Raw genomic sequence first — 14,454 nt, 5'->3', positions numbered from 1 at the left:
CTTAAGAAAGGGGGAGGTTGATGCCTGCTTTGGCCATCAAACGGAATCCTAAACGTCACACAAAAAAATATCGCTCAGTGAAAAGGAATGAGCATGTTTGCGCAAGCCAAAATTGCGAATTTTCATCGTTCATGAACCCTCTTTCCAACATTTCAAGTCGCAGATCTGATTTCCGATAGCCCCGGGGCATAGCGTTTCACGAAAATTGCAAATATGTCATTTTTTTGAGTGGAAGTTGCCATCACTAATTTGTTAGTGTCTTTAAAAAATTAGGATTCGGATTTTTTGACTCAACTTATAGTGATTCGGGGAGATGTGATGCGGAGAGAGGATTTACAACTCAGGCAGCTTGCGAAGACTGGAGATATCGAGGCATGTTTAAAGCTTGGTGAAGCATATTTAACAGGCTCACCTGGGATAGCAAAGAATACCTCTATCGGGATTTCTTATCTTAGATTGGCGATCCCAAAAGCCGAAAAAAGGGTAGCTTCCTGCTTAGCAAAACATCTATCGCTCCGAGAGCTCATCAGCGAGGACTTGGCTTTCGCTCTTAGGCAAGCTGCTGAAATGGATGAGATTGCTAGATTAAAGTTGTCGGCCTGGCACATTCTTCGTTGCGAGACAGATATGGGAATTTCGTGGTTACGTCGATGTCAGACCAGACTTATTGAGAGCAATGCTAGTGATAGTGAAGTGCCACCTGCTTCAAAGATATTAGAAGCCTTACATGCACTACGTGTTATTACTCCAAAAGATGTCTCTTATGTCATCGAAAGCGAGGCTCGATCCGCACTAGATGAAAATCGCTTCGACAAGAGCATCCAGATGATATCTATGCTCTCAATGAACTGCCGACCTGTTTCGCTTGACCTAGTGCTTCATCAGCTGATATGCGACATCGTTGTGTATGCAGAGAAATTTAGGCGTGATTTGGGTTGTCTATCAAAGAATATGATCGAGCAGAGCTTAGAACGGTGCTCTGCAATTGGCGATCTAAATGCCTGCCACATTCTAGGAAGATCACTAGCCGGCTATCCATGCGGTCATTTACCAGCGGACCGACTTGTGCGCTCACAAAATCTCAGGAAATCCGTTGCACTCCTCTTGCGATGCGGCGATGCTGGCATGTCTATTGCTTGGCTGCATCTATTTAGAATTTGCTCCGATTACCGCAGCTCTGTAGCCAATCCAACAATGGCAAAATTTTGCCTTGAAAAGGCGGCAAAACATGGAATTGCAGAAGCAGAACGCTGCCTTGGAATAATTATTCTCAGAGAATCGCTGGATATAGATTCAATGGCAGCCGGAATGAAGTTGCTTCATTCCTCCGCCAACAAAGGGGATTCACTTGCCAAGACTTTACTTTGCTCCTTCGTACTTCCTGTTTCTGGCTTAGAAGAAGATGCTGAAGCAGCAATATTGGAAATCCAAAGCGTTACTCCCATGCTGGCGATGCGGCTGCGACTGGCAAGAGCCTTTGGGCTAACAAAACTTGAAGCCCTGTCCATGAATATTACAACCACCATTCGGCCATGGGGTTTGGTTTTAGAAAAGAACCCGCTAGTTGCGAAGGGAAAGCTATCTGAGCCAAGAGTTATCCCGGCAATTAGCACTTACGCGATGAACTGCCTTGATATCGCATCAGCTCTTTTTACATCTAACTCGTTGGAGAGCACGATATTTGAAGGATCGCTTAGAGCGAGATCGCTGCAACTGAGGAGATTGCTTCAGAAGTTGCATGTACAGGAGAAAATTTTCTTTTCTTCAGCGTCTTCCCAAGAAAGAGAAAGCACCAGAGTGGGGGCTAAATGGGCAAAGGTGCAAAAAGAAATCCTAAAAGAATCTTTCTAAATACAAATGCATAAATGCGAATAATTTTAATTAGACCTTATGAAGACTTTCCACAATATCTCAGAGAGACTTTACATAATTTCGAGCTCATAATAGAAGAATTTATCGACTATGACTCAGGCATGAGTTTCGCCATAAGCAATAATATTGCCATCATACTGGTTTATGAGAAACAGTCGTATTTGGAGAAGATAGAGCTATTTTTCAGGCAAGGCCCTGATAAATATCTCCCAGTTTCGGCCATCACAAAAATCACGCACAACACTGGCCACCAGCTATTCTTAAGAGATAAAAGGACATTCTCAATGTCACGTATAAAAAACAACGAAGAGATCATAAAAATCGTTGAAAGAATCAAAGCCGGCTTGCTGCGCGACTTGAGAAACAGAGAGTTTTATAATTTAGAAGATCTCGTACTTGATCTGTCGAAACAAAGAGCAGAACGTGGTGGCAAGAGACTTGACCTAACCAAAGGTGAGTTTTCGTTGCTACTGGAATTCATGCGTCGATCAGGACAGGTTTTATCCCGAGAATATCTCGCAGTACATGTTTGGAAGAAAGAAGGCGAATTTACGAAAAATATGGTTGATGTCGCAGTTCGCAGACTACGAAAGAAGCTAGACGACAATCATGAATTGAAGCTACTCCATACTCGAAGGGGCGTGGGATATATTTTAGAAGTCCCTGCCGCCGAAGAATTGGAGCCGGAATCATCCACTCTAGATTCAGAGACACAAGCGCCTTGAACGAAAAAGTGGTGCGCCGTTTCGTATATTGGGTGTAACTGCGCTGCCTCGCAGAGAGTTGGGCCAATCCAATCGACGCAGATCCCACACATTCACTTAAATCAAACCTCGCCAACAGAACTAGCTCAGCTCTTATTTCGCGACTGTAGAGAATCGATGTCTCCAATGCGCGCCCGCCAAAATTACGCCCCAGGTTCGGTGCTACAGCCAACCGATGTAGATCTCCAGCTGGTGCGCGTCCGGACCGGCCAGCAACATGCAGTAGTTCAGCGCATGCAGGAATCGCTTCGTGGAAATCCAGCGGCGACAGCCCACCAGTTCCTCCTGCATGAGGAAATCTGGCCAGCAGGACCTCCAACGCTGATGAAGCCAATCTTCACCCGAAAGCGCACATGCGTAATGGCTCTGAGCACTCGGCGCGCCCCTGCACTTTAGTTTGTACCCCCTCCCGACGGGGGGAGGAGTGAGCGATCGGCGAAAGCACGGGGCTCTGGGCTGATGCGCCGCGGCGTTGCGGCCGCCATGGGCTCCTGAAGGTCTGCATGCGAGCCGCTGCAGCCGCTCAGAATCTGCGCACCAACAACAGGTTCACAACGAACAATTGCCGCTCACCTCGCCGTCATTGTTCATCCGGCGGCGGCTTGGTACCCCGGCGCGCCTCCCCCGGGAACCGGAACGGCCCAAGCGGAAGCTCGGCCAGAAGCAAGACCGCGTGCACCTTGTTCAGCTCGCCTGCGTGCTCATGCATAAAGGCGCGCAAGCGCTGCTCGGAGTCCAGCAGTTCCAGGCATTGAGGATGTCGCATGTCGAGCACTTCGGCATGGCTGTGCGAGAGACGTTCGCCCGGCAGGTAGCCCGAGCTGACCCGATGCAGCATGGCCTGTCGGATGTGCGCGTTCTTTGCTGCAACCAGCAGGTGATGAGCCAGCGCAGGCGCGCTCAGGCGGTGCCAGAAGCGCGTGGCCTTGGCCGAGCTAGCGCCCGGGAAGTACAGACGCAGAGCTGCCAGCGCGGCCGGTTTGGCGCTCATCATGCTGGATCCTTGGTCTTGGCTGCCTCCACATCGCGGCGTGGAACTTCGGCCCCGGCCAGGCTGCGCCTGTGGGGCTTGCTGTGGCCAATGCGCTGGGCGTGGTAGATGCCTGCGTGCCCGGAGAACAGGTAGGCGGTGATGCAACCGATAGCCGCCAGTGGTCCGATGCCAGCGCCGAACAGCTCCATCGCCATCAAGGTCGTAGCGATGGGCGTGTTCGCCGCCCCCGCGAATACTGCAACAAAGCCGATGGCGGCCATGAGCGCGAACGGCATATGCAGCAAAGGCGCCAGGACGTTGCCCATGGTCGCACCGATGTAGAACAGCGGTGTCACCTCGCCGCCCTTGAAGCCCTCCCCAGCGAGGCGACCGTGAACACCAGCTTGCCCAAGAAGTCCCATGGCAGCATGGGCTCTTGGAAGGAGCGAGCGATATCCGGAATACCCAGGCCGATGTAGCGGTAGGCGTCGAGCGCCCAAACCGCCGTGGCGATGACGAGGCCGCCGAAGAAAGGCCGCAGTGGCGGGTATGCGATCAGATGTTTGACCAGCGCGCCGATCTTGTGCACGGCGGTGGCAAAGAGCATTCCGACCAGGCCAAAGAGAATACCGGCGATGATGACGGCGACCACACTCCAAGCATCGATATTGTTCACGGCGCTCATGGCGTAGTGGGTGTGGTGGACTCCCCAGGCGGAGCAGACCTGATCGGCTACGAAGGCTGCCACGATGCAGGGAAACAGCGCGTCGTAGCGCATACGGCCGATGGCCAGCACCTCCAGACCGAAGACTGCCCCGGCCAGCGGCGTGCCGAAGACCGAAGCGAAGCCGGCGCTGATTCCGCTCATCAGCAGCACGCGGCGATCGTCTTGGTGGAGCCGGAAAACATGCGTCAGCTGGTCGGCCAGAGCGCCGCCCATCTGCACGGCGGTGCCCTCGCGCCCGACTGATGCGCCGAACAGATGGGATATGACGGTGCCGCCCAGTACCAGCGGCACCATGCGTAACGGCACCACCTGCTTGGGGTCGTGAATCTCTTCGATCAACAGGTTGTTGCCGCCGTCCACCCGCTTGCCTAACAGGAAGTAAACGAGGCCCACTGCCATGCCCGCGAAGGGCAGCAGCCAGATGATCCAGGGATGGGCCTCACGCCAGGCCGTCGCCAGGTCCAGGGAGAGCAAGAAGAACGCGGAAGCGGTGCCGGCCAGGGCCGCCACGAGGGTGGCGAAGATGAACCACTTGCGCAGATAGGGAAGCAGTTCAAGCTGTTCGAAATGGGGAAATTTGCGCATTGGTCAGGTAGCTCGAATTAATCGGCCTGACCAACGACGAGTTGCATGCGCGAGCGCCTACAGCCCTGAACAAGCCAGGTTCTGTAGGCGTCATCAGCCGCACTAGTGCGGCGGTTTTAGAGGCACGCCATCTCTTTGCGCTGCATTATAGGAAAAAGCATGGATGCGCCGTGCAGTACGCGCCGCGAGATGGCCAGCGCGGGCATAGCATCGGCTTGCGGCTAAAGCAACCGTTTGAGCGCGCTGGAAACTCCATTGAGCATCTCCAGCGCTAGAGCGTGACACCGTCTACCCCTGCAAGACAGGAGGCTGCAATCACGATGCGAGAATCTTGCGCAACGTCGAGCAGGCTTGCTCAATGCACATGCCGATGATGAATGTCCGGGTAGTGCGGATGCCTGTGAGTCAGCACCTCGTGCGTATGAGCATGGACATGAGGCTCTTTGCCGCCCCATTCAGCGCCATGGCCATGTTGATGGTGCTCATCATGTCGGTGGCTGTGCGTATGCACGATCGGCTCATGCGTGTGCTCATGCTCATGACGCTCTCGCAGGTGAAGCCAAACGCCGATGCCCATGAACACTGCCGCCGCCCAGAACAGCGTGGAGGGCGCTTCTTGCCAAATGGCGAACGACAGTGCCACACCGAACAGCGGTGCGACGGAGAAGTACGCGCCGGTACGAGCGGTGCCAAGGGTTCGGAGCCCGACAACGAAGAGAGTCAAGCTGAGTCCATAGCCCAGGAACCCCACAGCCATGCTTGATATGACAGCTGCGGGCTCCGGTTGCTGAGCTCCCATGTAGACAGCCAACGCAGTGTTGCTGACTCCGGCCAACAGACCTTTGCAGCACGCAATGACCATTGCATCATTCGAAGACACTTGGCGCGTGAGGTTGTTGTCGATGCCCCAGCAAAGGCAAGCAGCCACGACGAGCAACGCATGGGGCGAAAGTGAAGCGCCACCGGGTTGCCAGGAAAGGAGCACTCCACCCACGACGATGGCGACCATGCCGAGCACGATGTGCCGGTCAGCGTTTTCCTTGAAAACGACCCATGCAATCACGGCGGTAAGCACCCCTTCGACATTAAGAAGCAAAGATGCCGTCGCACCCGATGTCTCGGTAAGGCCCCACATCAGAAGCGCCGGGCCCAGCATCCCGCCGAACAGTACTGCGCCAAGAAGCCATGGGATGTCTTTCTTCGAGACACCAACCGCTGGCGCCTGGTCGGGCCTGTCCCAAAGCTGCCGGATGACGAGCAATGCACCAAGACCGATGCCGCTTCCGAGGTATAGCAGTCCCGCCAACAACAATGGCGGTACATCTCCAACGAGGAGCTTAGCGAAAGGTGTGCTGGCACCGAAAAGGAGGGCTGCAGCCAGGGCAGGAGATGCTGAGCGGACGGACATGGGATGAACTTTGGAGCTGATTGCTCTCAATCCTAAGGGTCCCCCCACCTAAGAGCCTGCCCGATGTTCGGCATACCCCGTTTGCCAAAATGGCCCTAGCGAGTCATTGGCATACAGCTTTTTGCACACGAACAGGTAGACTCCCTCCCCGTGCGTAAATCACTCATCCTCGTAGCAGTGCTCTTCGGGATGCTCTGGCAAAGTCTTGCCATGGCAGGCTCGGCTGTCTATGGAGAGGATTTCGAGCACACGCTCATGCACTGGTCTGAGGCAGGACACCATCATCACGATGATGGGTCCTTCCACGAAGCTGATTCGGACGACGCCAGCCAGCACGTCGCTCTGGACGCAGTGTTGAGCCTCTCGGCCCTGCTGCCCTCCATGTCTCTCAGTCTTCCTCCTGCAGATGCTGGGCAGGTGCTGACGCTGCACGACGCTGCGTTCCCCAGCCCGTCTCCGCACCGATTGCGAAGACCTCCCCGTCTCCTCCTCTGAACTTATTGGTCGGCATGCCTGATGGCTTGCCGAGCCCGTGGCGTGCGCGTTTGAACGCGTGCTCGTCACTGCTTTAAGTCACGAGGTGTACCTTGAAATCCGTTTTATTGGCCTTTGGCATCGCCATCGGCCTGGGCGCTGGCATGCCCTTTGCCAACGCCCAATATGTGACGTTGTCGCAAGCTGTTGATGCGGCTTGGCAGCGCACCATCGACTCGCAGGAGTCATCTGGCCAGGTCCGTCGTGCAGGTGCTGAGCTGGAGGTCGCCAGGTCCTTCTGGTCAGCCGCTCCCACACTTGAGATTGGCCACCGAGACGACCGGCTGCAATCGAACCGCGGAGCGAAGGAGACCGAACTCGGCATAGCGCTTCCGTTGTGGAGGCCTGGACAGCGCGGCGCCCGTCTGGACGCAGCGCAGGCAGACCGAGATGCCGCAGAAGCATCCATAGCAGCGGGCCGATTGCGTACGGCAGGCGCCGTACGCGAGGCTGCATGGAGCATAGCAATCCAGCGAGCCGAGCTAGAGGTATCCAAGGCACGGCAGTCAGCCTTGCGGTCCCTCAGTGCGGACGTTGGGAGAAGAGTCGACGCAGGAGAGTTGGCCCGGGCCGATGGCTTGGCGGCGCGAGCAGAGATGCTAGGAGCTCAAGCTGCTGTTCTGGCCGCAGAGCAGCAACTCCAGGCTGCAACCCAGGAGTGGTCAGTGCTAACAGGCTTGACCGCAATACTGGAACCGACGCTTGAGCCTGATGTCATCGGTCCGGAAGAGCATCCAGCCTTGCGCTTCGCCCGGTTGCATGTCGAAGCGGCGCAACGCCGCCTGAAGGCAGTGTCTGCGTCGTCGACGGCATCACCGGAGCTCATTGCCCGAGTTCGTCAAGACACCTCCGGCCGCGCCGAGGCCAGCAGCCATTCGCTTGGACTGGCCGTGCGCATTCCCCTCGGAGCATCCAAACGCAACGCGCCATTGGTCGAAGCAGCAATGTCAGAGCTCAATGTCGCTGAGGCGGCCGAGCGCCAGTTCAAGGACCGGCAACAGGCTGCACTGACAACGGCAAGGTTGACCGAGGCCAACGCACAACGACAACTGAAAGACGACCGCAATCGGGCGGCCCTGTTGTCTGAGCGGGCCCAACTGATGGAGCGGGCATTCGCGGCTGGTGAAGGCGCGCTGCCTGAGACGCTGAGGGCCCTGTCCGCAGCGCAGGACGCTGCCGCAGCAGCCAAGCGCCAGGAGGCGGCGGTTGGTCTTGCCCGTGCCAAGGTATTGCAAGCGCTAGGAGTTACCCCATGAATCTCAAAAAACACTGCATGGGGTACGTTGCTGCGGCCCTTTTTGCACTCGCCGATGTCAGTCTCGCGGCCCCTGGTGCCCATGGTCCCAATGGCGAGCACCTTGACGGGCCCGCTACGCAGGTCCAGGGCAGCAGCGATCCGCGCCTGGAGACACGCTCCGAGTCGTTCGAAATGGTTGGACGTCTCAGCGGTAGCGAATTCTCTATGTTCATCAATCGGTATGAGACCAACGAGCCCGTGCTGAATGCGCAGGTGGAACTGGAGCTGGGCAACCTCAAGGCCACCGCGCCATTCCATGCAGACCAAGGGGACTATGCAGTCGCTGACGAGGCCTTCCTCAAAGCGCTTGCCGCACCTGGTGAGCACGCGATGGTCATCATGGTCACGGCAGGCAATGAGGCAGACCTGCTCGACGGAACGCTGGTTGTTCAGTCAGAAAGTGCCGAACACGGCCACGGTCACCACATGTCAAACGCCGTCAAGGCTGCCATCGTTGCAGGCCTGGCACTTTTGTTCTTGATTGGCTGGGCAGTCATGCGTCGGAAAGCTACCGCCAAGAAGGCTGGAGTTTCCCAATGAAGTACTTCCTTTCAGCTCTCATGGTCGCACTGTGCGCCTCCGTTCACGCCGCTCCTGGTGCGCATGGCCCCAATGGCGAGCATCTTGACGGCCCCTCCGTCCCCACAACGTCCAATAGCCTGGGCCGATTGCCTGACGGTAGCGTCAACGTACCGATGCTCGCCCAACGACGATTGGCGATTCGGACCACGTTCATCACCGAGCAGGATGCCGGCGTGACGGTGCAACTGCCTGCTCGCATTGTCATGGACCCCAATGCAGGTGGTCGAGTGCAGACGGCGCTGGGCGGCCGCATTGAGGCAGGTCCCAGAGGGCTGCCTGTCGCGGGGCAAGCGGTACGCAAAGGAGATGTCCTCGCCGTTGTCGCGCACCAGCCAGACCCCATCGCACTGGCGAACCAGCATGCAGCCTTGGCAGAGCTCCGCAGCAGCCTGGAGTTGGCTCGCCAACGAGTCAAACGGCTTGAAGGCCTCGAAGGGTCTGTACCTCGCAAAGACATTGAAGCAGCTCGAGCGGAACTCTCAGGTCTGGAAGCTCGGTCATCCGCAGTGGGGGCCAGCCTGAGCACACGGGAGAAGTTGGTGGCTCCGATAACCGGAGTGATCTCCCGCGCGGATGCCGTGGCAGGACAGTTCATTGAGCCACGCGATGTGGTGTATGAGATTGTTGACCCGGGCCGTGTACTGGTGGAGGCATCGACAGCCGATGCAGCGCTGGCGGACAAGCTGTCCTCCGCCTCCTTGTCAGGCATTCCAGATGCCGAGCTCCAACTCATTGGAGCCGCGCGCGCCTTGCGCGATGGCGTGTTGCCACTCACGTTCCGATTGATCTCCAAGCAGGCGCTTGCCGTGGCTGTGGGTCAGCCGGTCACAGTGCTGGCCGCCCGCAAAGACACGACCAAGGGCTATGTCCTGCCGGCGCAAGCTGTCACCCGGAACGCTGCGAATGAGCCCGTCGTTTGGATTAAGTCCGGAGCCGAGCGGTACATACCGCAGCCAGTGCAGTTTCGCCCCTTGGATGCCCAGCGCGTGGTGGTCACGCAAGGTCTGGGCAGCGACAACCGGGTCGTGGTCCAGGGTGCACCGCTGATTGCACAAATCCGCTGAGCCCAGGAGACACACTCATGTTCAACTGGGTCGTTAGAAACAGCCTCCACAACCGGCTGTTCGTACTGGTCTTTGCGGCCATTTTGCTGGTCTATGGAGCCATTACCGCTTGGCGCACGCCGGTGGATGTGTTCCCGGACCTCAATAAGCCGCTTGTCACCGTCCTCACTGAGGCCGGCGGCATGGCCCCTGAAGAAGTGGAGCAACTCGTCACTTTTCCGTTGGAGACGGCGCTCAACGGGATGCCCGGCGTGACACGGGTTCGCTCCATGTCCGGAGTGGGCCTGTCCATCGTCTACGCAGAGTTCGACTGGGGCACCGACGTATACCGCAACCGACAGTTGGTATCGGAGAGACTTTCACTCTCTCGCGAGCGACTCCCTGCCGACGTCATTCCGATGATGGGGCCAGTCTCATCCATCATGGGCGAAATCATGCTGCTCGCGCTTCCGCTGCAGGGCACTGAGGGAGGAACGGCCACGCCGATGGAAGCACGGGAGTACGCCGACTTTGTGCTGCGACCACGGCTGTTGTCGATTCCTGGCATCTCACAGGTGATCCCCATCGGGGGCGATGTACGTCAGCTTCGGGTCGAGCCCGACACCGCAAGGATGGCGCAGTTTGGAGTGTCGCTCACGGAGGTCGAAGACGCCTTGCGCGGGTTCTCGTCCAATGCGGGGGGCGGCTTTATCGACCTGAACAGTCGTGAGTTCCTCATTCGGCATGTAGGACGAACGAACCGTGTTGAAGACTTGCAGGGCATTGCTGTTGCATGGAGAAACGGTCGCGCCATTCTCTTGGAGCAGGTTGCACAGGTCTCCTTTGCCGCTGGTATGAAACGTGGTGACGGCGGCTACAACGGCGCACCTGCTGTGGTCGTCAGTGTGCAAAAGCAACCTGCGGGCGACACAGTCGTTCTGACGCAAGCCATCGAGTCGGCTTTGGAAGAGCTCAAACAAGGCCGCCCAGCTGGCCTGCAAGAGCCGCGTGTGTTGTTCAAGCAGGCGGATTTCATCAAGGCGTCCGTGGGGAACGTCAGTGAAGCGCTCCGTGATGGCGCCATCATGGTAGCCATCGTGCTCTTTGCGTTCCTGCTATCAGCGCGGACCACACTTATCTCCCTCGTCGCCATCCCGCTCTCGCTGGCGGTGACGGCGGTAGTCTTCAAGCTGCTCGGACAGTCCATCAATGTGATGACGTTGGGAGGCCTGGCCATCGCCATTGGAGAGCTGGTCGACGATGCTGTCGTGGACGTGGAAAACATCCTGCGACGGCTGAAGCAGAACCGCCAGTTATCCAGGCCACTGTCGACCATGGAGGTGGTACGCCACGCCAGTATCGAAGTGCGCTCAGGCATCGTTTACGCCACCATCATCGTGTGTCTGGTGTTCGTTCCTCTGTTCGCTCTTCCCGGCATCGAAGGGCGGCTCTTCACACCGCTGGGCATTGCCTACATCGTCTCCATCCTGGCATCGATGCTGGTGTCCATGACCGTCACGCCGGTGATGAGCTCCTACCTGCTGCCAAAGATGCGCCGTATTGACCATGGTGACAGCCCATTGGTCACGCGTTTGAAGCGCTGGGATGAGGCGCTGCTGAGCTGGTCCTTTCCGCGCACCAAGATACTGCTTTGCGTGGCCGCTTTGGCTGTTGCCGGTGCAGCAGCGAGCGTGCCATTCTTCCCGAGGGCGTTTCTGCCGGCTTTCAACGAAGGCTCCCTGGTTCTCGGAATGGTCTTCAACCCCGGGACATCACTGGCAGAGGCCAACCGGATGGGCTCACTGGCTGAAACACTCATCAAGGAGGTTCCAGAGGTAACGCAGGTGGGGCGTCGTACCGGACGTGCGGAGCTGGACGAGCATGCGGAGGGTGTGCACTCTGCGGAAATCGATGTCGACCTTCGCCGCAGTCAGCGGGACCGGGAAGCCATCATGGCTGACATCCGTGGCAAGCTTTCCGTCTTGCCCGCGCAATTTGCCGTTGGCCAGCCCATCTCACACCGGTTGGACCATCTCTTGTCGGGCGTTCGCGCGCAGATTGCAGTCAAAGTTTTCGGTGACGACACTGACACCCTACGTGGTTTAGCGGAGCAACTACGCCTGGGGATGTCGACCATTCCTGGCGTGGTGGACTTGTCTGTTGAGAAACAGGTGCTTATTCCCCAAATTACGGTGCGCATCGACCAGCGCAAGGCAGCGCAGGCAGGCATCTCTCCCGGGGAAGCCGTCCGTATCCTCAAAGCCCTGACAGATGGAGCACACGGCGCGCAAATTGTCGATGGCGTGAAGCGGTACGAGTTGGTTCTGCGTCTGCCAGATGGGGCTCGAACGCCCCAGGACCTGGAGCGTACCCTTATCGATACTCCGTCGGGACGTATCCCTGTGTCTTCCATCGCGACGGTCGAGCAGAACGATGGCCCAAACCAGATTGGCAGGGAGAACGGGAGGCGCCGCATCGTTGTCTACGCGAACACGGATGGCACCGATATGAGCACCATCGTGAGCAGTATCCGGAGCGTGATTGGTGAGGTGACGCTGCCGGCTAGCGCGTTCATCAGTCTTGAGGGACAGTTCCAAGCTCAGGAGCAGGCTGCGCAACTGATTGCCAGCCTATCCGTGCTGTCCCTGTTGCTGGTGTTCCTGGTCCTGTACTCCCGGTACAAGTCTGTCACGCTGGCGGCCATCATCATGGCCAACATCCCTCTCGCCTTGATAGGCAGTGTGGTCGCCATGTGGATTGGAGACATCAGCCTCTCTGTTGCCTCAATGGTGGGCTTCATCACGCTGGCCGGCATCGCGACGCGCAACGGCATCCTCAAGGTCAGCCACTACATCAACCTCTGCAAGTTCGAGGGGGAGACGTTTGGCCAGGCCATGGTGGCACGCGGCTCACTGGAGCGATTGACTCCAGTCCTGATGACTGCGCTAGTTGCCGCGTTTGCTCTGACTCCTTTGCTGCTGTCTGCCGACGCACCCGGCAAGGAAATTCTGCACCCAGTGGCTGTCGTCATCTTCGGCGGTTTGGTGAGTTCAACGCTACTCGACACATTGATGACACCGCTGATGTACCTGCGGTTCGGTCGCAAGGCGACAGAGCGTCTCATCGCCGACCAACCGGAAGAATCTCACGACGTTCAACACGCGTACTGACGTGTGCACTCAGATAGGCGACACCGCAGCCTCAACTTGCGGTCAACTTGAAACTTGGAGATGTAAATGATGAATCGTAAAACTGCCCTGGCGGTCATGCTCGGCTTGTCTGCGTTGGCCTTCAATGCTTCCGCCCATGGCCCTAGCAAGGCCCAACATGGAGGCGTGGTTCAGACCGCTAGCGACCTGTCGTTTGAGCTTGCGAGCGAAGGCGATAAGGCTGCGCTGTACATCGTGGACCACGATGCCCCTGCAGACGCCAGCAAAATGAGTGGCAAGCTGACCATTCTGAATGGCACCGAGAAGAGCGAGGTCGAACTCAAACCGGTCGGGGGCAACAAGCTCGAGGCTACGACGAAGTTGGTGTCTGGCGCTCGCGTCGTTGCGACCGTGACCACGGCTGAAGGCAAAGCCATCACGGTCCGATTCAAAGCCAAGTAAGCAGCGCGATCGTGCTCCCCTTGGCTGGGAAGCTGGGGTGAGCACACTGCAGCGCCTTTGTGGGCAGGGCCAACTACGAGCCTCTGCTTGTGGCCCCAGAGTCCCCGCCAACCCTGGACTGCGCAGCCGATGCTGGCCCATCCGCACCCGGGCGGAGGCGTTGCGCCACAAGCCGTACGCAACCCAGCCAACCACGGTGATGTCGTGGGCCTTGGTACGCCAAGCCACGCAAGCCGAGGTCGAAGGTGCGCGGCGGTCCACTGTCGAGTTCTCTATCACCTGGGGCGCCACGCCCGCCGCGCACCGGGCGAAGGCGCTCGAACACACGGCCGATCTGTTGCAGGCCCCACAAGCGCAACTGCTGACCCTGCTGACAACGCCGGCAAGACCCACGTTATTGGTGGGACCCAAGTGCGCGAGGCCATCGACTTCCTGCGCTTTTACGCGGCTCAGCCGCGCTCAGGTTTTGACCCGGCCGCGCACCGGCCGCCGGGGCCGGTGCTGTGCATCAAACAGATGCCCTTGACCGCGACGCAGGTCGCGCAACTGTTGCGCCAAGGCGGCATTCCCGCCGCCGCAATACAGCTGCTGCGCGGCGAGGGCGCCACTGTCGGCGCTCACATGTTGACCGATGCCCGCGTCCAGGCCGCGATGTTGACCGGTTCCACCGAAGTAGCCCGCACTCTACAGCGCACGTGGGCACAACGCCTGGGAGAAAGGTCCAAGGCGCTTTAGACTTCAGCCGCACCATCTCACTGTGGGACTGAACATCTAAACGGGTGGTCGAATCAGCGCACTGAGCTCTTCGAAAAGTAGTCCTGAGCAGCCTGGGCAAACGCCTGCTCAGTTGGGGCCCGCAGAATATTCAGGGGCAACCCGAGTTCTTTGCAGACCACTTCGGCGCGCAACCGCTCGGAGTCCATTGCCGCCTGCAGCGCACCAACCGATTGGTCCAGGCCATCTCGGCCGGCAATCTGCTGCCGAATGATCTGCGGATGCTTCTCCAGCAGGATGACGCCGCCTAGTTTGAGAGACTCAAAGACTGGGCTGCTGCCGGT

General features: G+C 58.0%; 11 protein-coding genes, 3 pseudogenes and 1 riboswitch. Of the genes and pseudogenes, 9 read left to right on the top strand and 5 right to left on the bottom strand.

Annotated features, from left to right (window positions below):
* Positions 1-285 precede the first annotated feature (285 nt).
* Together DTS01S_RS28275 and DTS01S_RS28270 are read left to right on the top strand one after the other, a co-directional pair.
* On the top strand, positions 286-1,851 hold the full coding sequence (locus DTS01S_RS28275; RefSeq protein WP_254788062.1) for an SEL1-like repeat protein: 1,566 nt from the start codon (positions 286-288) through the stop codon (positions 1,849-1,851).
* 122 nt (positions 1,852-1,973) lie between these two features.
* On the top strand, positions 1,974-2,597 hold the full coding sequence (locus tag DTS01S_RS28270; protein ID WP_254788063.1) for a winged helix-turn-helix domain-containing protein: 624 nt from the start codon (positions 1,974-1,976) through the stop codon (positions 2,595-2,597).
* 204 nt (positions 2,598-2,801) lie between these two features.
* Here the strand turns inward: DTS01S_RS28270 and DTS01S_RS31375 are convergent.
* The 4 genes and pseudogenes from DTS01S_RS31375 to DTS01S_RS28255 form a co-directional block, all read right to left on the bottom strand.
* Positions 2,802-3,010: pseudogene (locus DTS01S_RS31375) on the bottom strand (chromate transporter); the annotation flags it as partial.
* A 206-nt stretch (positions 3,011-3,216) separates the two neighbouring features.
* Positions 3,217-3,630 carry a DUF190 domain-containing protein gene (locus DTS01S_RS28265; RefSeq protein WP_061289908.1) on the bottom strand — a complete coding sequence of 138 codons (414 nt, stop codon included), beginning with the start codon at positions 3,628-3,630 and terminating at the stop codon, positions 3,217-3,219.
* A pseudogene (locus DTS01S_RS28260) lies at positions 3,627-4,921 on the bottom strand (voltage-gated chloride channel family protein). The gene DTS01S_RS28265 and the pseudogene DTS01S_RS28260 overlap by 4 nt, the downstream one beginning before the upstream one ends.
* A gap of 77 nt (positions 4,922-4,998) precedes the next feature.
* Positions 4,999-5,065, bottom strand: a riboswitch (Fluoride riboswitch).
* Positions 5,066-5,276: 211 nt separating this feature from the next.
* Entirely contained in the window at positions 5,277-6,329 is a 1,053-nt protein-coding gene (locus DTS01S_RS28255) for a DMT family transporter (RefSeq protein ID WP_061289906.1), read from the bottom strand.
* A gap of 638 nt (positions 6,330-6,967) precedes the next feature.
* Between DTS01S_RS28255 and DTS01S_RS31540 the strand changes: the two are divergent.
* The 7 genes and pseudogenes from DTS01S_RS31540 to DTS01S_RS31365 form a co-directional block, all read left to right on the top strand.
* Positions 6,968-7,528 (top strand): annotated as a pseudogene (locus DTS01S_RS31540) (TolC family protein); the annotation flags it as partial.
* A gap of 12 nt (positions 7,529-7,540) precedes the next feature.
* On the top strand, positions 7,541-8,119 hold the full coding sequence (locus DTS01S_RS31370) for a TolC family protein (RefSeq protein ID WP_254788064.1): 579 nt from the start codon (positions 7,541-7,543) through the stop codon (positions 8,117-8,119).
* Positions 8,116-8,700 carry a hypothetical protein gene (locus DTS01S_RS28240; protein WP_061289899.1) on the top strand — a complete coding sequence of 195 codons (585 nt, stop codon included), beginning with the start codon at positions 8,116-8,118 and terminating at the stop codon, positions 8,698-8,700. The genes DTS01S_RS31370 and DTS01S_RS28240 overlap by 4 nt, the downstream gene beginning before the upstream one ends.
* Positions 8,697-9,806, top strand: coding sequence for an efflux RND transporter periplasmic adaptor subunit (locus DTS01S_RS28235; RefSeq protein WP_061289895.1), 1,110 nt, complete (start codon positions 8,697-8,699; stop codon positions 9,804-9,806). The genes DTS01S_RS28240 and DTS01S_RS28235 overlap by 4 nt, the downstream gene beginning before the upstream one ends.
* 17 nt (positions 9,807-9,823) lie before the next feature.
* Positions 9,824-12,955 (top strand): efflux RND transporter permease subunit, encoded by a 3,132-nt coding sequence (locus DTS01S_RS28230; RefSeq protein ID WP_061289893.1) that lies wholly within the window; start codon positions 9,824-9,826, stop codon positions 12,953-12,955.
* Between the two features lie 66 nt (positions 12,956-13,021).
* Positions 13,022-13,396: a hypothetical protein gene (locus DTS01S_RS28225; protein WP_061289891.1), complete on the top strand. Its 375-nt coding sequence runs from the start codon at positions 13,022-13,024 to the stop codon at positions 13,394-13,396.
* A 411-nt stretch (positions 13,397-13,807) separates the two neighbouring features.
* Entirely contained in the window at positions 13,808-14,131 is a 324-nt protein-coding gene (locus DTS01S_RS31365; protein WP_061289888.1) for an aldehyde dehydrogenase family protein, read from the top strand.
* Positions 14,132-14,184: 53 nt separating this feature from the next.
* Here the strand turns inward: DTS01S_RS31365 and DTS01S_RS30990 are convergent.
* Positions 14,185-14,454, bottom strand: a 270-nt coding sequence (locus DTS01S_RS30990; RefSeq protein ID WP_169804711.1) for a hypothetical protein, incomplete at its 5' end; no start/stop codon positions are given.

It is taken from the genome of Delftia tsuruhatensis NBRC 16741, assembly GCF_001571325.1.
Lineage (GTDB): Bacteria > Pseudomonadota > Gammaproteobacteria > Burkholderiales > Burkholderiaceae_C > Comamonas > Comamonas tsuruhatensis.
The sequence above is the reverse complement of the archived record's forward strand: the minus strand, read 5'-3'. Positions and strand labels throughout refer to the sequence as shown.

What these genes read in the sequence shown, in the direction of transcription:
- DTS01S_RS28255 (WP_061289906.1), bottom strand. Translation starts at nt 6,329, where the DNA reads ATGTCCGTCCGCTCAGCATCTCCTGCCCTGGCTGCAGCCCTCCTTTTC.
- DTS01S_RS28225 (WP_061289891.1), top strand. Translation starts at nt 13,022, where the DNA reads ATGATGAATCGTAAAACTGCCCTGGCGGTCATGCTCGGCTTGTCTGCG.
- DTS01S_RS28265 (WP_061289908.1), bottom strand. Translation starts at nt 3,630, where the DNA reads ATGATGAGCGCCAAACCGGCCGCGCTGGCAGCTCTGCGTCTGTACTTC.
- DTS01S_RS28240 (WP_061289899.1), top strand. Translation starts at nt 8,116, where the DNA reads ATGAATCTCAAAAAACACTGCATGGGGTACGTTGCTGCGGCCCTTTTT.
- DTS01S_RS28230 (WP_061289893.1), top strand. Translation starts at nt 9,824, where the DNA reads ATGTTCAACTGGGTCGTTAGAAACAGCCTCCACAACCGGCTGTTCGTA.
- DTS01S_RS28270 (WP_254788063.1), top strand. Translation starts at nt 1,974, where the DNA reads ATGAGTTTCGCCATAAGCAATAATATTGCCATCATACTGGTTTATGAG.
- DTS01S_RS28235 (WP_061289895.1), top strand. Translation starts at nt 8,697, where the DNA reads ATGAAGTACTTCCTTTCAGCTCTCATGGTCGCACTGTGCGCCTCCGTT.